Raw genomic sequence first — 20,051 nt, forward strand, 5'->3', positions numbered from 1 at the left:
TATTTTTTAAACAAAGAGCATTCCTTCGTTAGAATGCTTTGTTTCTTTATAATATGTTTCTTTATTTAAGTGACGTATTTTAATAGGCAAACCAAAAAGACACTTTTTAATTGATGTTACTTTTGTTATTAAATCACCCATTTTTATGCTGTAACGCTTTTCGTATTGCGTTTGACGTTTAATATATAAAATTTTCATGTGTTTGGTTTTAAATTTATTACAATTAATTATTGTTTCCGAGTTAATCGCATTTCAATATTTCTAGCTTCAAACCCTTCTTCTTCAAACAAATTAATAATAGGGTTATCCTTATTAATGTGCGTAGCTATAGCACCTCTACAATAGCGCTTGGTATGTTTTATCAACTGACTGGCAATACCTTGTGCGCGATACGCTTCATTTACCGCAATGTAAACCAAAATATTTTCAGATAAATATTCATTCATACCGGTTTTATTGACAACTACAGCGCCAATAATTTCATCTTTAAGCTCTATAATAAACACGTAACCTCCTAAACCTGCTATTTCTTTTGCGGCGTACAGCAAGGATTTTCTAATAGCACTTATAGGATCCTTAAAATCTCCAGAATGCTCATGAATGAATTTGGCGGTACGGTTAATATCATTCATTGATAACCTTGTAAAGGCATCAAAAGTTTTTATGGTGATTGATTTGGTTTCGGGCATAAGTTTTGGTTACATCTAAATTACAAGATACAACAAGCAATGTTTTGTATAAAAAATACACCAATTAAATAATATCTTGTACTATACATTTTTTTTAAAAGGTAAACTATTTAAAATGAGATTGATAAAGCGATTTCGCTAGATAGAAGGAGGAATAAATTTGTCGGATTGGATTCTAAAAACTAAAAAATTGAAGTTAAATATTCTGAAATTTTTATTTTCACGTATTCCTTGTCTCATATCGCAAATTTACGTAAACAAGGCCCCAATAGCAAATTTGAAACGATAAGATAATTTTTACACCAGATCTCATGAGCAACTATTATTACAAACACGAAATGTATAAAGCAAAAAAAAGCCCCCTAAATAGGGAGCTTTTTAAACCGAACTTATAGGTTTTATTTCTTTTCGGGAGCATTAAGTTTTTCACTCATTTCCATAGAAATTGCCGACTTATCGAATTTTAATTTTCCAGACAACGTTTCTAAAATACAACTTCCGTCTTTCTCGTTTAATTCTAAAACTTTGGCGTGTAAACCACTTCTAGTAATCACTTTATCGCCTCGTTTTAAATTAGCTGCAAATTTCTTTTCTTTCTTAGCACGTTTCATTTGTGGTGCAATCATAAAGAAATACACAACCACAAACATTAATACAAATGGTAGTAAACTACCTATACCTTCTCCCATAATTTATAATAGATTTAGCTTTTTAGCTGTTAATTAACTTTTTGTTGGATCTGCTTTTACAAATGCTGAAATTTTAACAACTTCTGTTCCTTTTTCAGTATTTGCTGTTACGGTAATAGATTTTGAAACTTTATTAGCGCCACTTCCATTAAACTTCACTGTAAACTCTCCGCTTTCTCCTGGTGCTAAAGGCTCTCTACTCCAATCTTGAGGCACCGTGCAACCGCAAGAACTTTTAATATCGGTAATAACTAAAGGAGCATTACCTGTATTTTTATATTTAAAAACCGTTTCGACTGGTGTTTTTGCAATGACTTCTCCAAAATCATGTTCTGTCTTATCAAATTCTAATACTGGAAAATCTGAAGCATTAGCATCACGCTCTGCTGCAGCAGTAACATTGGTTTCATCAATCTTAGCAGCGGCATTATCCTTACATGATGTCATTGCCATTAAACAAAGTGCGGTTAATCCTAAAATTACTTTTTTCATAATGCGTTCTTTTTATTAGGTTTGGTGGGCAAAAATAGCAATTATTTAAACTATTAAAAATTTTTGCTATTTTCTTAACAGATATTAACATGTAGCAGGCTACATAAGTCCGCGACCTACTTTTTTCAAAGTCCCGTCAGCTTCATACTCCTTAACCAATTTATCCAAAATCCCATTAATAAAAATGCTGCTTTTAGGTGTTGAATATTCTTTAGAAATTTCTAAATATTCATTCATGGTTACTTTTACAGGTATTGATGGGAAATTTTTAATTTCAGAAATGGCCATTTGCAATAGCACATAATCGACACTCGCAATACGCTCGGCATCCCAGTTTTTAGTTTTTTGTTCTATTTCCTTATTAATGGCTGTCCTATTTAGTAAAGTCTTTTTAAACAAAGTTATTGCAAACTGTTTATCTTCAATATCCTTATAAAGTTTAGGTGTAAAATACTTTTCTGGCGATGTCGCTTTAGCTTTTCTAAGCAGCTTTAAAATGGTGGTATTTACCGTTGGAAGATCGTCTAACCAGGTTAGATTTTTATCCTCGATATAATCGTATAACTTATCATTAGGTGCAATAATGTCTTTAAACACATCAACAATAAAAGCGCGGTCTTCTTTAAAGTCGGAAACACGCGTTTTCATATATTCGGCATATAAATCACTTGATGTGATGGCTTTGAAAATCACATCGACATACTCATTATCAAGCCCCCAGTTAATATGAGCATTGCCTTTTATTTCATCTTCGAGTTGGATGTTATCCTTTAGGAGTTTTAAAAGTTCATTGTTTACAAACTTTCTATTCGGATCCTTATCTTCTTTAGTAGCAAGGTGTTTGTTTTGCTTTTTTTGCAAATCATCTTCTGCTCTTTTTTGCACTTCAATCAATAAAGAAATGATTAATAGATACAAATTGTACATGTTTTCAATACTATAGACTAGAAATTTTTGATCTTTACTAAAATCATCACTTTCACTGCCTTTGAAAGCATACATGGTTTGCATTACTTTCACACGAATATGTCTTCTGCTTAACATCATTACAAAGAACTTTAATTTAAATAGATGAAGGTTTCCATTGTTTTCACGCCGCAAAAATAACACTATATTTAAAAAGAAATATACTATTAACGTATTTATTATAGGCATAATTCATTTTAAAGACACTTGAGATCTTGTTGCATTATGGTCATTTTCAATTTCAACATATAAAGTATATCGTTCCTTTTTATTTTAAAACAAAACTTTTATAAATCAAGAACTTAGCCTATAGTACAATAAAAAAATAGTGCGAATGAATTAAATTAGGCTTTAACGATATTTAACAATTACACCCATAGCTTAAAGGTGGTTATTATCAATTATCCCCTATATTTGCCCTAATATTTTAATTTTTGAATGAAAGAATTACAGCACCTTAACAAATACTTCTACAAATATAAAACGCATCTAGTTATAGGTATTGTTATTACTATAGTTGCTAGAATATTTCTATTATTCACCCCGCGATATGTTAAAAAGATTTTTGTAATCATAGAAAATGCTTTTAAAAACAATGCTACAGAGGCGGCGGTTAAAGCCGATTTAACGGAGGCGATTTTATATATTATTGGTGCCGCTGTAGTAGGCGGTATTCTTACCTTTTTTATGAGACAAACCATTATAAATGTGTCTCGCTATATTGAGTACGATTTAAAAAATGAAATTTATGAGCAGTACCAAAAACTGTCTTTAAATTTTTATAAGAAAAATAGAACAGGCGATTTAATGAATCGTATTACAGAAGATGTGGGACGAGTACGTATGTATGCTGGTCCGGCCATTATGTACAGCATCAATACCGTAGCACTTTTCGTTATTGTTATTATTTATATGGTTAATGCATCGCCTAAATTAACTCTTTACACCATTTTACCTTTACCAATTTTATCAATAATCATTTATAAACTAAGTAAAGAAATACACAAACGGAGTACCATTGTACAAGAATACTTATCGAAGCTTTCTACTTTCACACAAGAGTCGTTTAGCGGTATATCGGTTATAAAAGCCTACGGCATTGAACCCCAAACAGCCTTAAATTTTAACACCCTTGCCAAAGAAAGTAAAGACAAACAAATAGATTTAAATAAAGTACAAGCTTGGTTTTTCCCCATGATGATTCTTCTCATTGGAACAAGCAACCTTCTTGTTATTTATGTTGGTGGCATGCAGTATATTAATGGTGAAATAAAAAGCATCGGTACCATTGCAGAGTTTATTATTTACGTGAACATGCTTACCTGGCCAGTGGCTACCGTAGGATGGGTAACGTCCATCGTGCAGCAGGCCGAAGCGTCTCAAAAACGAATTAACGAGTTTTTAAAAATCGTACCAGAAATAAAAAACAACAACGCCAATCATTCCGAAATTACAGGCGATGTTCAATTTAAAGATGTTAATTTCACATACGACGATACTAATATTCAAGCCTTAAAAGGCATTAGTTTTCATATAAAACCTGGCGACACCCTTGCCATTTTAGGAAAAACAGGATCGGGTAAATCAACGGTTTTAGATTTAGTTGGACGTCTTTATGATATCGATCAAGGTTCCATCCTTATTAATGACACCGAAATAGCCGACTTAAACTTAGTCGATTTAAGAAATAATATAGGCTATGTGCCTCAAGATGCATTTCTATTTTCAGACAGCATTAAAACCAATATAAAATTCGGTAAACATGATGCTACCGATGAGGATGTTATCGAAGCCGCTAAAAATGCTCAGGTACATAAAAACATCATAAAATTTAATAAAGGTTATGATACCATTTTGGGTGAACGCGGTATTACACTTTCGGGCGGACAAAAGCAAAGGGTTTCCATTGCGAGAGCCATTATAAAATCACCTAAAATATTGCTGTTTGACGATTGCTTATCGGCTGTAGACACCGAAACTGAAGAGAAAATATTAAATAACATAAATAAGATTTCAAAAGGAAAAACGGGTATTATTGTAAGTCACCGTATATCGGCAGCTAAAAATGCCGATAAAATTATTGTCTTAGACCATGGTAAAATTGTACAAGAAGGCACGCACGATACTTTGATAAATACAGACGGATATTACAAAGAACTCTATTTGAAACAACTGAGCGAAAACACAGCTAACCCACTGTAAATCTTGACAGTAAAACAAAACCACAACTAGTCAATTTTAATTAAATGCAACAAAACCTTAGATTTCAAAAAGAAACCTCAAAATTTGTTGCTTAGTATCGGTTTTTTTTAGATTTTTGATACACAATGATTATATATAAATTTTAAATCGACTATGAATAATAACGGTATGATGGAGAAAGAGGAAATTTTTTCAAAAGTTTTGAGAGCAGGACGACGCACTTATTTTTTTGATGTAAGAGCTACGAAAGCAGATGATTATTACTTAACTATTACAGAAAGTAAAAAATTCACTAATGACGACGGATCATTTCATTATAAAAAACATAAAATTTATATTTATAAGGAAGATTTTGCTGAGTTTAAAGAGATTTTAGCAGAAATGACCGATTATATCATTAACGAAAAAGGTGATGAAGTGATTAGCGAGCGTCACCAAAAGGACTTCAAAAAAGAATACGACCCTACAAGTAGAGTTACTGAAGATGAATTAAAAACCCCTGAAAGTTTTACTGATATTAATTTTGACGATATTTAAAATAGTTAAATAACAAATCAAGAACCGCTAAACGAATTTAGCGGTTTTTTTATACTATAATTTCACTGCAACTAACGCCAGCACTAAACTCATTATCAAGTAATACAAGGCCGCTGCAAAACCAAACAAGCTCCCTACTGCAAACACTGTTAATAGTAACCAAAGCGGTCCCAACACAATAGTTACCGCGAAACGAAAAGTCGCTACAAACTCAAGTTCTTTAATTTTTGGCTGGGCATAATATTTCCATACCACATAAGGCATGATGTAGTTCACAATTAATAAGAAACGAAAGAGCTGTTTTAACCAAACAAATCGCGCTTTAGGACGCTCAACAGGGGCTTCAAAATTATTTTTAATACAAGCATTTACGGTATGTGGTTTTAAAAAATCTACCTTCAAAGACTCTAGTTTATCTAGTGTTTCCTTATAGTTCTCTATTGGTACAACGGTGGTAAGTTGAGACATTTCAGCTTGAATTCTGGTTTTAAGAGTTACAACATCTTGGTTTCTCTGTCCCGTATACAAACTTTTGGCTGGTATAGGCTCACCGAAATGGATAGTAGCTTTATCAGGAAAATTTAAAATACCCTCATAATTTAAGCCTAGAGGTAGCAACTGTAAGTCTGTTTCGGGATATTTTTCAAGCGTATCCCATACAATTCGAGTAAACCCTTTGCTTAACGGCCTTACGGTTCGCCTTAAATCATGGCCGCCTTCAGGAAAAATAACCACGGTTTCCCCTTGACTAAGCAACTTGGTACAGGTTTCAAAAATGGCATTATTATTTGTTAGACTTCCCCAACCATCGCGAATACGGTAAACAGGTAGCATTTGAAACCGATGAAACAGCTTTGCTAGTAAAGGTTTGGTAAATACTCCTGCACGGGTTAAATAATGTAAAAAGCGATCGATTGTCACGGCTATCAGCAGAGGATCAATTAATCCATTTTGGTGATTACATAAAATGAGTGTTGGCTTGTTTTTAGGTAGGCGCTCCTTATTAAAGACTGTTATTTTCTTAAAATAGAAAAACATACCAATCTTCATATACCCCCTAATAGCTCTTAAAAAAATATATTTCAAACTAAATAAGATTATAACTTTCTGGTTAATGTATGGTCCATCTCAGATGTTTCCGAAATGTGATTTAAATCTAGCTTACGGTAGTTCCGTTTTTTACTGGATTTTCAGGATTCAAAAGTACTACATCTTTCCCGTTTACAGCGCCAACTACCAAACATTCGCTCATAAAACTAGCAATTTGCTTTTTCGAAAAGTTAATAACAGCAACGATTTGCCTGTTAATCAAGTCTTCTTTTTTGTAAAGTGTTGTAATTCGCGCCGAAGTTTTTTTAATCCCAAGATCCCCAAAATCGATAAACAGTTGATACGCTGGGTTCCTAGCTTCCGGGAAGTCTTTCACCTCCAAAATAGTACCTACCCGAAGATCAACTTTAGTAAATTCTTCAAAAGTAATTAGCGCTTTCATTTTTTAAAAATACAAATATTGCCGAACTTTGGTTAAACTTTTTATCATGGCAAATACCCCTTCAAATATGTTGCCCTTAGGCACAAAAGCTCCTTTTTTCGAGCTTCCAGATACCGTGAGTGGCAATACTTTAAATTTGAATAATTTAAAAGGCAAAAACGGCACGGTTATCCTATTTATCTGCAACCACTGTCCTTTTGTAATTCATATCAATAATACATTAGTTGACATTGCAAACGCTTACGCGGAAAGAGGTATTACTTTTATTGCCATTTCAAGTAACGATGCAGCGAACTACCCGCAGGATGGCCCAGAAAAAATGCGTATTCATGCTGAAAACGAAGGCTACCCTTTTCCATATCTTTACGATGAAAATCAAGCCGTAGCTAAAGCCTATGATGCGGCCTGCACCCCAGACTTGTATGTTTTCGATAAAAATTTATCGCTTGTTTACCGCGGACAATTAGATGATTCGCGCCCTGGAAATGGTAAACCCGTTACTGGCAAGGATTTAAAACACGCTTTGGATTGCTTGTTAGCAGGGAAAGACAATACCACCATACAGAAACCTAGTATAGGGTGTAATATTAAGTGGAAGTCTTAATAATACTAATTACAACTTTTACTTCAGTTTTAATTGCCAGATTCCTACATGCTGCCAGGTATCAAATTTGAATCCGACCTCATTAAGATGCGCTACCTTTTCAAAACCAAAATGCTCATGAAGTTTAACACTGGCGTCGTTAGGAATGGTAAGCACTCCTAATACTGTATGAAAATTGTTTTGTTTTAGTCTTTTGAGTAAATCAGCATAAAGTTTTGTGCCAATTTGCTTGCCATGAGCACCATGCTTTACATAAACCGTAGATTCCACAACATGGTTGTATGCAGGTTTAGGACGAAATCGACTGCCATAAGCATAGCCTAAAATTTCATTATTTTCTTCGTAAACTAGAAAAGGATAATCCTTATTGATGCCATCTATTTTATATTGAAAATCATCCAAAGTTAGTGCATCAATATCGAAGGTCGCTACCGAATTTAGTACGTAGTAATTATATATATCTAATAAGGCTTGAGTGTCCTCGGGTTTTATTTGTCTAATCATCTTACAACCAACCTTTTTGTTTCAAGACATTTTCAATATGCGCATAATGATGATTACTATGCCAAGCGTAATTGCCTATTTGGAAATTCAGTTTCACTTCACTGTTCGTTTCAGGATGAATAAAACGGCGCTCTAAATCAGCTTCCGTTAGAGTTTTTAATAAGTAGACCAACTTAAAATGAATGGCCTTAATGTGATGCAGAGACATATCAATAGGTGCGAATTTAGAATCTGAAAGTTCTGCCCAGCGGTCTTCATAATACGCTTTAATTAGAGGCTTATCTTCCGTTAAAGCCCATTTAAACCGCGTATAACTATGATGGTGGCTATCAGCAACATGATGAATAACCTGCCTGATGGTCCATCCCCCAGGACGGTATTCGGTATCTAATTGGGCGTCATTCAAATTTTCTACCAGTGACTCTAAGCGCTTTGGAAACTGCTCCAAAACAGAAATCCATGCGTTTAAATCTGAGTTAGAAATCGATTTTGGGCATTCAAATTTCCCTATAGGGTAACGTAATTTTTCAAGCTCTGTATTCGTCATTTTTAATGGCAATTAAATGGATTATGAAATTAAACAATAAATAGTTACAACAAAAAAAAGAGACTGTGTGAAAAATTTACTTGATGTCATATTGAGCTTGTCGAAATATCTCAATGTTCCCTCGAAAAAGGGTTTCGACAAGCTCAACCTGACAAATCAAATAATTTTAACTTTTCAGACAGCCTCTAATACTTATTTTAAAAACGATTTATTTCACTCTCATTAACTCAACATCAAAAATTAAAGTAGCATCTGGTGGAATAACTCCTCCAGCACCTCTACTTCCGTAACCTAAGTGGCTAGGAATTACGAAACGTGCCTTATCACCTACTTGTAATAACTGAATACCTTCATCCCATCCTGAAATAACTTGTCCTACGCCAACTGGAAAATCGATTGGTGAATTACGTTTGTATGACGAATCGAATACGGTACCATCAGACAATTGACCTTTATAATGTACAGAAACCGTTTTACCTTTTTCAGCTTTTGCGCCATCACCTTTTTGGATGATTTGGTAACGTAAACCGCTATCCGTTTTATTAAAACCTGTAGCCAATTTATCTAATTCAGCTTCAGCTTGTGCTTTGGCTTCTGCTAAGCGTTTTTCTCTAGATCCTTCAAAAGTTCTAAAAGCTTCAATAGCATTAAATGCCTCTGCTTCGGCTCCAACACGAACAATCTCTAGAGACTCAATAACATCGCCTTGAGCAATCACATCAACAACATCTTGGCCTTCAATCACTTTTCCAAAAACAGTGTGTTTATTATCTAACCAAGCTGTTTCTACGTGTGTTATAAAAAACTGACTCCCGTTTGTTCCTGGTCCTGCATTAGCCATCGATAAAACTCCTGGCCCATCATGCTTTAAATCTGGATGAAACTCATCATCAAACTGATATCCTGGGTTTCCAGAACCTGTACCTTGAGGACAACCACCTTGAATCATAAAATCTGGAATAACTCTGTGGAATTTTAATCCATCATAATAAGGTTTTCCTTGAGGTTTCGCCGAATTTTCTAAATTTCCTTCAGCTAAAGCAACAAAGTTACCCACCGTTCCTGGTGTTTTTTGAAATTCTAAAGCCACAAGAATTTCTCCTTTTGTCGTATTAAATTTTGCGTATAATCCGTCTTGCATTGTTCTATTTTTTAAGAAAGTGCAAAGATAACGAATGATTTCTGATTAGCGGATTTTGCTAGAATGATTTTTGACTCTTGACTGTTAACCTTTGACCTTTGACTCTAAAAACACCCCCGTCCCCCTCAAGTGGGAAATGAATTGCGTTTCCAGTTCGGCTGGTTTGGACAAATTAAAACAGATCCTTTGTGAAATTATTTGTTAGAACTATGAAACTTTGTGGGAGAAACCAAACATGAAACCTTATTCAGGCAAGCTAAGGTGACAGGCGTTGTTCTCAGTTACACAATTAAACGGTTCAACTAAGTTTGGCATAAAGCATTCAGCCTATAGCCAAAAGCATTGTACAAAAAAAGCCATGAGATGATTGACACACCTCACAGCCTTTTAAACTTATATTTCTAAATTCTAATTAGCTACTTCACTAATAAACTTGATACGATACAAACGCAATTCTTCATCGTCGTAATCGCCATCAAACTCATCAATTGCTGCCGAGATATTATCTGATTCCGATTCCATAAAATAATCATGAATTTCTTCTTGTTGGTCTTCATCTAAAATATCATGAATCCAATAATCGATATTCAATTTGGTTCCGGAATACACAATAGCTTCCATTTCTTTGATAAACTCTTCCATGGTCATGCCTTTAGAAGAAGCAATATCATCGAGAGGTAATTTTCTATCGATATTCTGAATGATATACAATTTATTAGCCGAGTTTGTTCCAGTAGATTTCACCACCAGATCATCGGGACGCGTTATATCATTTTCTTCAACATATTTCGCGATTAAATCGACGAAGCTTTTCCCATATTTTTTAGCTTTTCCATCGCCAACACCATGAACATTAGCTAATTCGGCTAAAGTAACCGGATATTTTAAGGCCATATCTTCTAGAGACGGGTCTTGAAAAATAACAAAAGGAGGCACTCCTAATTTCTTCGCGTTCTTTTTTCGTAAATCTTTAAGCATACCCATTAAAACCGCATCAGCAACGGCATTGCTTACTTTTTGTGAAGTTACAATGCTACCATCCTCCTGCTCGCCTTCAAAAACATGATCTTCGGTCATAAGAAATGAACTCGGATTTTTAATAAAATCGTGTCCTTCTGGAGTTAATTTAATAACGCCGTACGTTTCAATGTCTTTTTTAAGAAATCCTGCTACTAAAGCTTGTCTTAATAAAGCCATCCAATATTTCTTATCGTGATTTTTCCCTGAACCAAAAAACGGTTGTTCATTGGTTTTGTGAGAATTAATCATGGCATTTTCTTGGCCAACAAGCACATTTACTAAATCTTTAGACTTGTATTTTTCATTACTATCACGAATCACTTCAAGAATAAGCTTGACTTCAGTTTGGGCTTCCGTTTTCTTTTTAGGATAACGTACGTTATCATCCATATCGCCACCTTCACCAGTTTTATTGTCAAATTCTTCGCCAAAATAGTGAAGAATAAATTTTCTTCTAGAAATGGATGTTTCCGCGAAAGCGACAACCTCTTGAAGTAAGGCTTGTCCGATTTCTTGCTCGGCAACAGGTTTTCCAGACATGAATTTTTCTAATTTTTCAATGTCTTTGTAGTTATAAAACGCCAAACAATGACCTTCACCTCCGTCACGACCGGCACGACCTGTTTCTTGATAATAACTTTCTATACTTTTTGGAATATCATGATGGATTACAAAGCGCACATCGGGCTTATCAATCCCCATTCCGAAGGCAATAGTGGCAACCACAACATCGACATCTTCCATTAAAAATTTATCCTGATGACTGGAACGGGTTTTAGCATCTAAACCAGCATGATAAGGCACGGCATTAATACCATTAACCTGTAAAACTTGAGCCAATTCTTCAACACGTTTTCGGCTTAGGCAGTATACAATACCCGATTTGCCTTCATTTTGTTTTATAAAACGAATAATATCGGCATCAACCTGCTTGGTTTTTGGTCTTACCTCGTAATACAAATTTGGTCTATTAAAGGACGCTTTAAAGGTTTTGGCATCACCAATCCCTAAGTTTTTAATAATGTCTTCCTGTACTTTAGGCGTGGCTGTTGCCGTTAAACCAATAATTGGAATATTGTCGCCAATACGTTTAATAATATGTCTAAGGTTTCGATACTCGGGTCTAAAATCATGTCCCCATTCACTAATACAATGGGCCTCATCGATGGCTAAAAAAGAAATTTTAACCGACCTTAAAAACTCGACGTTTTCTTCTTTAGTTAGAGATTCGGGGGCAACATACAGGAGTTTCGTAATACCATTGGTGATATCCGATTTAACCTGTTTTATCTCTGTTTTATTTAAGGATGAATTTAATACGTGGGCAATACCTTCCTCTTTTGAAACGCCACGAATGGCATCTACTTGATTTTTCATTAATGCAATTAACGGCGAAACCACAATGGCCGTACCTTCTTGCATTAGAGCTGGTAATTGGTAACAAAGTGATTTACCACCTCCGGTGGGCATTATCACAAAAGTGTGTTGCCCTGATAATATACTTTCAACAACAGCTTCTTGAAGTCCTTTAAATTGATTAAATCCAAAATACTTTTTCAAAGCTGCCTGAATGTCTTGTTTTGCTATTAACATCAGTTTAAAATAATTAATTTACTTGCTTCTTCTTTTTAAAAAACAATCAAAACTAAAGCATTAATTAATTCGTGTAATTTCAAGATCCCTCATTTATTTTTTCGTTAGTTTTGTAACGAAAACTCAAATTACAATTAATATTCAATTCTGATTATTATTTAAAGATACTAAAATCTTTAAAAATCAAATCAAAAATACAAAATTTTGAAAGACAAACAGTCTATTATTAACATTGCAAAGCAGACCATTGACATGCAGAGTCAGGCTATTTCAAATTTGTCTAGTCTCGTAACCGATGAGTTTGCTAGCGCCGTTGATTTAATTTACAATTCAAAAGGGCGCGTTATTATTACAGGAATTGGTAAAAGTGCTATTATTGGAAATAAAATAGTGGCTACTTTAAATTCTACAGGTACTCCTGCTGTTTTTATGCATGCAGCCGACGCGATTCATGGTGATTTAGGACTTATTTTGGAAGATGATGTCGTAATCTGCCTTTCAAAAAGTGGGAATACTCCAGAAATAAAGGTGATTGTCCCACTTATTAAACGCGTTAAAAACAAGCTTATCGCTATTACTGGCAACAAAGATTCTTTTCTTGGTCAGCATGCCGATTTTGTCTTAAACGCCTATGTTGAAAAAGAAGCTTGCCCTAATAATTTAGCGCCAACCACAAGCACAACAGCGCAATTGGTTGTAGGTGATGCCCTAGCCATTTGTTTGTTGGAGTTACGCGGATTTACAAGCAACGACTTTGCAAAATACCACCCTGGAGGCGCTTTAGGAAAGAAATTGTATTTAACCGTTAATGATATTTCTTCGGTAAACGAAAAACCAAAAGTAGAACCTACTACAAGCATTAAAAACGTTATTATTGAAATTACGGAAAAAATGCTCGGGGTTACCGCTGTGGTTGAAAACAATAAAATTATAGGTATTATTACCGATGGTGATTTACGTCGCATGTTATCTAAAGTTGACGATTTCTCAAATCTAACGGCTAAAGATATCATGAGTGCAAATCCTAAGCGTATTGAAGCCAAAGCCATGGCTATTGAAGCTTTAGAAGTTATGGAAGGGTATGAAATTTCTCAACTTCTCGTTGAAGATGAAGGCCTTTACGCTGGCGTCGTACACTTACATGATTTAATTAAAGAAGGCATTATATAATGGCTAAAAAGAACATTGATGAGATGTCTTTTTTAGACCATCTCGAAGATTTACGCTGGCATCTTATCCGCATTTGTGGCGCCGTTATTTTGGTGGGAACTCTGGCTTTTATTTTTAGCCGATTTATTTTCAATTCCATCATTTTCGCCCCATTACACATGAGTTTCCCAACTTATGACTTCTTGTGTAAAATGGCCACTTTAATGGATTTGAGCACCACGTTTTGTAATGAAAAAATACCCCTAATTTTACAGAATCGAACCATGGCCGGGCAATTTTCTGCCGATATTTGGACCGCTATTCTAGGAGGTTTTATCATTTCATTTCCTTATAACATTTACCAATTATGGAAATTTGTTAGTCCGGGTTTACACAGCAACGAGCGTAAACATTCAAGAGGTTTTATCATTATATCATCACTCTTGTTTTTTATTGGCGTCCTTTTTGGGTATTATATTGTAACACCACTTTCAATCAACTTTTTGGCTAATTATAGCATTTCCGATATGGTAGATAACCAAATCGACATTAGCTCATACATTGCTTTGGTGCGCTCGTCGGCATTGGCTTCCGGACTCATTTTTGAGCTTCCTATCATTATTTATTTCTTTACCAAAATAGGCATAGTAACGCCAGAAATTTTAAAGAAATACAGAAAATATGCCTTGGTAATCGTGCTTATTTTATCGGCCATCATTACCCCGCCTGATATTGCCAGTCAGGTAATTGTAGCCATTCCTATTTTAATTTTATATCAAGTAAGTATTCTAATCTCAAAAATCGTGGTTAGAAATCAAAAACGAAAAGAAAAACACCATGTCAAATAGCGTTCAGGAATTCAACGACTACCGAGCTAAAATGAACGACAAGATTTTAGCCGATAACAACAAAATTATAAAGCGTATCTTTAATTTAGATACTAACGCTTTCGCGGAAGGCGCCCTAGATGTAAAAACAAAGGAACTTCTAGGATTGGTAGCTTCTACAGTGCTACGATGCGATGATTGCGTTAAGTATCACTTAGAAACGTCCTATAACTTAGGGTTGAAAAAAGAAGAAGTGGTTGAAGCTTTAGGCATCGCAACCTTGGTAGGCGGCACTATTGTTATTCCGCATTTACGCCGAGCCTATGAGTTTTGGGACAACCTAGAATCTCAAAGTTAAAGAAAATATAAATCTTAAATTTTCCTATTCCATTAGTATCATTTTACTAATTTTAGCCTTCAGATGATAACATTATGATTTTAAAAGCTCAGAATTTAATGAAGTCCTATAGCGGACGAAAAGTTGTAAAAGACGTTTCTCTTGAAGTAAAACAAGGTGAAATTGTTGGACTTCTAGGCCCTAATGGTGCTGGAAAAACAACATCTTTTTACATGATTGTTGGCTTGATAAAACCTAATGGCGGGCATATTTTCTTGGAAGATACTGAAATCACAAATTATCCCATGTATAAACGTGCCCAAAACGGTATTGGTTATCTGGCACAAGAAGCTTCAGTTTTTAGAAAACTGAGTATTGAAGATAATATTTTAAGTGTGCTTCAACTTACCAAACTCTCAAAAAAAGAGCAAAACTACAAAATGGAAGCCCTTATTGATGAATTTAGTTTAGGGCATATTAGAAAAAGTCGTGGCGATTTATTGTCTGGTGGTGAGCGTAGACGTACCGAAATTGCACGTGCTTTAGCCACCGACCCTAACTTTATTTTATTAGATGAACCTTTTGCTGGTGTAGACCCCGTGGCCGTTGAAGACATCCAACGCATCGTAGCGCAACTCACCAAAAAAAATATTGGTATTTTAATTACCGATCATAACGTACAAGAAACTTTAGCCATTACAGATAGAACCTACTTAATGTTTGAAGGCAGCATATTAAAAGCCGGGGAACCCGAAGAATTAGCCAACGACGAAATGGTTAGAAAGGTGTACCTAGGTCAGAATTTCGAACTAAGAAAGAAGAAGATTCGTGAGTGATGGATTGATGATTGATTATTTTTTATTGATTATTGATTATTGATTATTGGGAGTTAAATATTGTTGATACGTTTAATTGTGTATTTGTGTAATCGTGAACAACGTTTGTCACGCTGAGCTTGTTGAAAGGCTATCAATATTAAAAGTTAAATAGTAGATATTAGAAATGAAAAAACCTATTGTCACAACAAACTAAGTTTAAACAGATTCTTCAGTCGTACCTCATACTGAATGACGGCGAAACGTCTTCTTCTTTTTAATTGTTTATTTATTATATACTATTGATTATTGGGAGTTAAATATTGTTGATACGTTTAATTGTGTATTTGTGTAATCGTGAACAACGTTTGTCACGCTGAGCTTGTTGAAAGGCTATCAATATTAAAAGTTAAATAGTAGATATTAGAAATGAAAATTCAAAACAAACTAAGAAAACCCTATTTAAGTTTTTGAAATGATGTTGATACGTTTAATGGTTTAATCGTGTTCCAAAGGCAACATTTATCAAAATGTCGTGGAAGGGATTTTTCGGAGCGTAGTCAGACTAACGAACACCAAATTTATTTTCCACTTCTGTTTTTAATTTACGGATATGTATGTTAATAATGGCCCAGACAATTGCGTCATCTATACTACCATAAGCATGAACCAATCTGTTTCTAAAACCAATGATCTGTGCAGCATTTTCAATTGAAATATCTGGTTCTGTTTTTCTGAATTGATTTAGCGCTTCCCCAATAATTGATAGTTGTCGTTCTACCGCACTTTGTTTTTTAAAATCTTCTTGATAAGCCCTAAAATCCAAAATATCTAATGTAAACTTTTCTATTAATTCAATAGCGATTAAAATATCAGATAGATATTTCTTGCTTTTGTCCGTCATAGATTAAAATTTTAGTAGCATCAATATTTTTTTTTAAAATAGGATTTCTAATAGATGAATCAGTTAACAAGTCTACTTTTCTTTGAAAAAAGAGTTCAAATTTATCCCAAATACTAATTAGCGACTCTCCTCGTTCAATGAGATCTTGATTATCAATTTCTATCAATAAATCGATATCACTAGAATCGTCATTAAATTGATCGGTTATAGAAGACCCAAAAGCATACAAAGTTTTTACATTATGAGATTTGCACAATGATAAAAACTCTGTCATTTTATATTTTATTGATTCCTTCAAATCCATAATGCTAATATAACCATTTTTAATCTCTAAACATAAAAGCTCCATATTTCGATTGTTTAGGCGTTACCAATGTTGAAGCGTTTAATTGTCCGTATTCAAGAACTTAACGCAACAAATCTAAATTAATAGATTTGTAATTATGGTACGAAAAAAAACAGGTAGACTTACCCTTAAAGAAAGAATACAGATTGAGACTCTTTTAACTGAAAAAAAGAATAAATCATACATCGCTATAACCATTAACAGAGCTCGATCTACGGTTACAAGAGAAGTTAATAAATGGGTGCAAACAGATAGAGATAAATACTCAGCAGAACTAGCTCATTGGTGCGCCAAAGATGATTACCTAAACAAAAGAAATATTGATAAAATATCTAAGTACCCTAGACTTCGAATTTATGTCTATAGGGGCTTATTATCACAATGGACTCCTGAACAAATTGCTGGAAGACTAAAAGAAGAATTCCCAAATGATCCTATAATGTCTATTTCTCACGAATCAATTTATAGGTACATATATGCAAAGCCTCAAGCTAGTTTAAATAAAAAACTAATTAAACTCCTCGTACGCAAAAAAACAAGACGTAGACCCTCTAAAAAAAGACGCAGAACAGGATCTAAAATATTAAACCAAGTCAGTATAGACCTAAGGCCCGAGCATATTAACCTAAGAAATGAAATCGGACACTGGGAAGGAGATTTAATGATTGGGAAGGATCAAAAATCGGCTATTGGAACTATCGTAGAACGCAAATCTAGATATACATTAATTATCAAACTAAAAGCCAGGAACTCTAAGGAAATTGCTAAAATGTTTTCTAAAGAACTTAACAAACTAGATCCCATATTCAAAAAATCTATGACCTACGATAATGGAATTGAAATGGCAAGACACGAAACAATTACCAAGAAAACAGGTATGAAAATTTACTTTGCACACCCCTATTCTTCTTGGGAAAGAGGTACCAATGAAAACACTAACGGACTCATCAGAAGGTACCTCCCAAAAGGAACAGATTTTAACAAAATTGACTTAAATACATTCATCGAAATTCAAGAAAAATTAAACAATAGACCTCGTAAAATTATTGGATTTAAAACCCCTAATGAAGTTATGATAAAAGAACTAAAAATTGTAGCTTAGACTCATACAAAAAAAAGCAACGTTTGTTGCGTTAGAACCTTGAATGCAGCTTGTTTATTCGTGTAACTGAGAGCTAGTTTTTTCGAGCTGAGCTAGATGAAAGGCTATAAATATTAAAAGTTAAATAGTAGATATTAGAAATAAAAAATCCTATTGTCACAACAATTACTTTTAAACGGATTCTTCAGTCCTACCTCCTATTGTATGACAACATAACGCCTACTTCATATAGAATACCTTAAAATTGAACTTAAGCCTTAGCATATAGCCTTCAGCATATAGCATATTGGTTATTATCTATTTGTAACCAACTTCTTAATACCTACTACACCTTTAAAAATCAAAAAGGCTAATCCACCTATGAGAAGGCCTAAGATAAATTCTCTAACAACAAAAGGGAAATCTTCTAGAAAGTGATGAAAATAATCAATGTGATGTACAAATATACCACCTGAGACAAGAAGTAAGGCGATAGTACCAACTACAGCTAAGATTTTTATCACCCAAGGCAAAGTTTTTACTAATACACCACCGATAACATAAGTAAGGCTTTTTTTATTACTATTAAGATTTATGAGTTTAAATCCGAAATCATCCATTCTAACAATTAAAGCCACAATACCATACACCCCAATGGTTGCAATTAGCGCTACCACTGAAACCACTAAAATTTGAGTTAATAAAGGTTCTCCAACTACAGACCCTAATGAGATTATCACAATTTCAACCGAAAGGATAAAATCGGTTACAATAGCTGCTTTAATTTTCTTTTTTTCAGCTTCTACCCTTTCTGCTGCGGTAAGTTTTTGTTTTTCCACATGAACTTCAGGGTGTTGATCTTCTTTATCCGGAAAAATATAATGTATTATTTTTTCAACACCTTCAAAAGCCAAATAAACACCTCCTAAAATTAAAGCTAGCGTCACTCCCCAAGGTGCAAAGGCACTCAATAAAAAGGCTATGGGTAAAATAATCACTTTGTTTAGTAAAGATCCTTTTGCAATATCCCATAAAACAGGCAACTCTCGTGAAGCTAAAAAACCGGTAGCTTTTTCGGCATTAACTGCCAAATCATCCCCTAGAATCCCTGCTGTTTTTTTAGCAGACACTTTACTCATAACCACAACATCGTCCATTAAACTGGCAATATCATCTAAAAGAGCAAAAAAACCTGAAGCCATTTATTTTATTTTGAAGTTGAATTATCTATTACAGAAAGCATGATATAAAATAAGATGATAACAGGAATGGCTATAAACTTTAAAACCACCACAAATACCACACTTACAATTAAGAATATATAACGAATCACATTTCCCTTAAAACTAAAATCTTTAAATTTTAATGCAAACAATTTAATATTAGCATTTAAAATATAACAACTTAAAAGAGTCATACCCACTAAAAACCACGTGTTTAGAATTATAGATTGCACAAAAGCACTGTTTTGAAACTCTAAAATTAGAGGAAGCCCTAATATTAAAATGGTATTTGCAGGCGTTGGCAATCCTTTAAAAAAAGATTGCTGCTCATCGTCAATATTAAATTTCGCCAAACGATAAGCCGACCCTAAAGTAATAAGGAATCCGAAAAACGGAAAAATCGCATTAAATTCTAATTGTGACATTTCAGTAGGCATAAGGGATGTTGTTTCCAAATCTCCCCAAGCAGGCAAGGACATTTCTAGAAGTTTATACATCACTATTCCAGGCACCAATCCGCTAGTTACCATATCTGCTAAGGAATCTAACTGCAAACCTAATTCACTAGATACCTTTAGCTTTCTAGCTGCAAATCCATCAAAGAAATCGAAAAATATGCCAAGAAACACAAAAAAGGCTGCGTACACAAATTGATTATTTACAGCAAAAATCACCGCTATACTTCCGCAAAATAAATTTAAAAGTGTTAATATATTAGGAATATGTTTCTTCATAATTTAAATGAAATAAAATTAGTTATATACTGTTTTAAGCGTCATTCATGCTTTGATCTTCTGTCACGCTGAGCTTGTCGAAGCGCTATTTATGCCCTGCTGTTTGTGGCTTTCGACAGGCTTAGGCTGACAATAATAAGCAGATGTTGACAACCTCAA

At 34.2% G+C, this 20,051-nt stretch carries 23 protein-coding genes; 8 read left to right on the forward strand and 15 right to left on the reverse strand.

Going from position 1 to position 20,051, the window contains the following annotated elements:
- Positions 1 to 6 precede the first annotated feature (6 nt).
- The 5 genes from C1A40_RS00675 to nusB form a co-directional block, all read right to left on the reverse strand.
- Positions 7 to 198, reverse strand: a complete 192-nt coding sequence (locus tag C1A40_RS00675) for a hypothetical protein (protein ID WP_102994206.1) — start codon at positions 196 to 198, stop codon at positions 7 to 9.
- A gap of 29 nt (positions 199 to 227) precedes the next feature.
- On the reverse strand, positions 228 to 689 hold the full coding sequence (locus C1A40_RS00680; RefSeq protein WP_102994207.1) for a GNAT family N-acetyltransferase: 462 nt from the start codon (positions 687 to 689) through the stop codon (positions 228 to 230).
- A 398-nt stretch (positions 690 to 1,087) separates the two neighbouring features.
- Entirely contained in the window at positions 1,088 to 1,378 is a 291-nt protein-coding gene (gene yajC, locus C1A40_RS00685; RefSeq protein WP_102994208.1) for a preprotein translocase subunit YajC, read from the reverse strand.
- Positions 1,379 to 1,411: 33 nt separating this feature from the next.
- Complete coding sequence (locus C1A40_RS00690; protein WP_102994209.1) at positions 1,412 to 1,870, reverse strand: DUF1573 domain-containing protein; 459 nt, start codon at positions 1,868 to 1,870, stop codon at positions 1,412 to 1,414.
- Between the two features lie 99 nt (positions 1,871 to 1,969).
- Complete coding sequence (gene nusB / locus C1A40_RS00695) at positions 1,970 to 2,917, reverse strand: transcription antitermination factor NusB (RefSeq protein ID WP_102994210.1); 948 nt, start codon at positions 2,915 to 2,917, stop codon at positions 1,970 to 1,972.
- Positions 2,918 to 3,274: 357 nt separating this feature from the next.
- Between nusB and C1A40_RS00700 the strand changes: the two genes are divergently transcribed.
- Together C1A40_RS00700 and C1A40_RS00705 are read left to right on the forward strand one after the other, a co-directional pair.
- Complete coding sequence (locus C1A40_RS00700) at positions 3,275 to 5,038, forward strand: ABC transporter ATP-binding protein (protein ID WP_102994211.1); 1,764 nt, start codon at positions 3,275 to 3,277, stop codon at positions 5,036 to 5,038.
- A gap of 153 nt (positions 5,039 to 5,191) precedes the next feature.
- Complete coding sequence (locus C1A40_RS00705; RefSeq protein WP_102994212.1) at positions 5,192 to 5,575, forward strand: PUR family DNA/RNA-binding protein; 384 nt, start codon at positions 5,192 to 5,194, stop codon at positions 5,573 to 5,575.
- Between the two features lie 54 nt (positions 5,576 to 5,629).
- Here C1A40_RS00705 and C1A40_RS00710 read toward each other — a convergent pair whose 3' ends face one another.
- Together C1A40_RS00710 and C1A40_RS00715 are read right to left on the reverse strand one after the other, a co-directional pair.
- Positions 5,630 to 6,661 carry a lysophospholipid acyltransferase family protein gene (locus tag C1A40_RS00710; RefSeq protein WP_241910461.1) on the reverse strand — a complete coding sequence of 344 codons (1,032 nt, stop codon included), beginning with the start codon at positions 6,659 to 6,661 and terminating at the stop codon, positions 5,630 to 5,632.
- Between the two features lie 70 nt (positions 6,662 to 6,731).
- Positions 6,732 to 7,067, reverse strand: a complete 336-nt coding sequence (locus C1A40_RS00715; protein WP_102994213.1) for a tRNA-binding protein — start codon at positions 7,065 to 7,067, stop codon at positions 6,732 to 6,734.
- A 46-nt stretch (positions 7,068 to 7,113) separates the two neighbouring features.
- On the opposite strand from C1A40_RS00715, the gene C1A40_RS00720 reads away from it, so the two are divergent.
- Positions 7,114 to 7,671 (forward strand): thioredoxin family protein, encoded by a 558-nt coding sequence (locus C1A40_RS00720; protein ID WP_102994214.1) that lies wholly within the window; start codon positions 7,114 to 7,116, stop codon positions 7,669 to 7,671.
- A gap of 18 nt (positions 7,672 to 7,689) precedes the next feature.
- On the opposite strand, the gene C1A40_RS00725 is transcribed toward C1A40_RS00720, so the two are convergent.
- The 4 genes from C1A40_RS00725 to C1A40_RS00740 all read right to left on the reverse strand — a co-directional run bounded on the left by C1A40_RS00725 (position 7,690) and on the right by C1A40_RS00740 (position 12,476).
- A complete protein-coding gene (locus tag C1A40_RS00725) occupies positions 7,690 to 8,175 on the reverse strand; it encodes a GNAT family N-acetyltransferase (protein ID WP_102994215.1) in 486 nt (161 codons plus the stop codon).
- A gap of 1 nt (position 8,176) precedes the next feature.
- Positions 8,177 to 8,722 carry a YfiT family bacillithiol transferase gene (locus C1A40_RS00730; protein ID WP_102994216.1) on the reverse strand — a complete coding sequence of 182 codons (546 nt, stop codon included), beginning with the start codon at positions 8,720 to 8,722 and terminating at the stop codon, positions 8,177 to 8,179.
- A 208-nt stretch (positions 8,723 to 8,930) separates the two neighbouring features.
- Positions 8,931 to 9,863 carry a peptidylprolyl isomerase gene (locus C1A40_RS00735; protein ID WP_102994217.1) on the reverse strand — a complete coding sequence of 311 codons (933 nt, stop codon included), beginning with the start codon at positions 9,861 to 9,863 and terminating at the stop codon, positions 8,931 to 8,933.
- A 408-nt stretch (positions 9,864 to 10,271) separates the two neighbouring features.
- On the reverse strand, positions 10,272 to 12,476 hold the full coding sequence (locus C1A40_RS00740; protein WP_102994218.1) for an ATP-dependent DNA helicase RecQ: 2,205 nt from the start codon (positions 12,474 to 12,476) through the stop codon (positions 10,272 to 10,274).
- A gap of 252 nt (positions 12,477 to 12,728) precedes the next feature.
- On the opposite strand from C1A40_RS00740, the gene C1A40_RS00745 reads away from it, so the two are divergent.
- From C1A40_RS00745 to lptB, 4 genes are all read left to right on the forward strand, one after another.
- Positions 12,729 to 13,646, forward strand: coding sequence for a KpsF/GutQ family sugar-phosphate isomerase (locus C1A40_RS00745; protein ID WP_422395615.1), 918 nt, complete (start codon positions 12,729 to 12,731; stop codon positions 13,644 to 13,646).
- The gene (gene tatC / locus C1A40_RS00750) at positions 13,646 to 14,473 is read left to right on the forward strand and encodes a twin-arginine translocase subunit TatC (protein ID WP_102994220.1); all 828 of its coding nucleotides are present in this window, start codon (positions 13,646 to 13,648) and stop codon (positions 14,471 to 14,473) included. The genes C1A40_RS00745 and tatC overlap by 1 nt, the downstream gene beginning before the upstream one ends.
- On the forward strand, positions 14,463 to 14,810 hold the full coding sequence (locus C1A40_RS00755; protein WP_102994221.1) for a carboxymuconolactone decarboxylase family protein: 348 nt from the start codon (positions 14,463 to 14,465) through the stop codon (positions 14,808 to 14,810). Before tatC ends, C1A40_RS00755 begins: the two co-directional genes overlap by 11 nt.
- A gap of 74 nt (positions 14,811 to 14,884) precedes the next feature.
- Entirely contained in the window at positions 14,885 to 15,625 is a 741-nt protein-coding gene (gene lptB, locus C1A40_RS00760; RefSeq protein WP_102994222.1) for an LPS export ABC transporter ATP-binding protein, read from the forward strand.
- Positions 15,626 to 16,169: 544 nt separating this feature from the next.
- Here lptB and C1A40_RS00765 read toward each other — a convergent pair.
- Both C1A40_RS00765 and C1A40_RS00770 read right to left on the reverse strand, forming a co-directional pair.
- Positions 16,170 to 16,508, reverse strand: coding sequence for a HepT-like ribonuclease domain-containing protein (locus C1A40_RS00765; protein ID WP_102994223.1), 339 nt, complete (start codon positions 16,506 to 16,508; stop codon positions 16,170 to 16,172).
- Entirely contained in the window at positions 16,477 to 16,857 is a 381-nt protein-coding gene (locus tag C1A40_RS00770; RefSeq protein WP_241910462.1) for a nucleotidyltransferase family protein, read from the reverse strand. The genes C1A40_RS00765 and C1A40_RS00770 overlap by 32 nt, the downstream gene beginning before the upstream one ends.
- A gap of 94 nt (positions 16,858 to 16,951) precedes the next feature.
- On the opposite strand from C1A40_RS00770, the gene C1A40_RS00775 reads away from it, so the two are divergent.
- The gene (locus C1A40_RS00775; protein ID WP_102994224.1) at positions 16,952 to 17,956 is read left to right on the forward strand and encodes an IS30 family transposase; all 1,005 of its coding nucleotides are present in this window, start codon (positions 16,952 to 16,954) and stop codon (positions 17,954 to 17,956) included.
- A gap of 293 nt (positions 17,957 to 18,249) precedes the next feature.
- On the opposite strand, the gene C1A40_RS00780 is transcribed toward C1A40_RS00775, so the two are convergent.
- Together C1A40_RS00780 and C1A40_RS00785 are read right to left on the reverse strand one after the other, a co-directional pair.
- The gene (locus C1A40_RS00780) at positions 18,250 to 19,137 is read right to left on the reverse strand and encodes a DUF808 domain-containing protein (RefSeq protein ID WP_102994225.1); all 888 of its coding nucleotides are present in this window, start codon (positions 19,135 to 19,137) and stop codon (positions 18,250 to 18,252) included.
- A gap of 5 nt (positions 19,138 to 19,142) precedes the next feature.
- Entirely contained in the window at positions 19,143 to 19,892 is a 750-nt protein-coding gene (locus tag C1A40_RS00785) for a CDP-alcohol phosphatidyltransferase family protein (RefSeq protein ID WP_102994226.1), read from the reverse strand.
- Positions 19,893 to 20,051 lie beyond the last annotated feature (159 nt).

Source organism: Tamlana carrageenivorans, assembly GCF_002893765.1.
GTDB lineage: Bacteria > Bacteroidota > Bacteroidia > Flavobacteriales > Flavobacteriaceae > Pseudotamlana > Pseudotamlana carrageenivorans.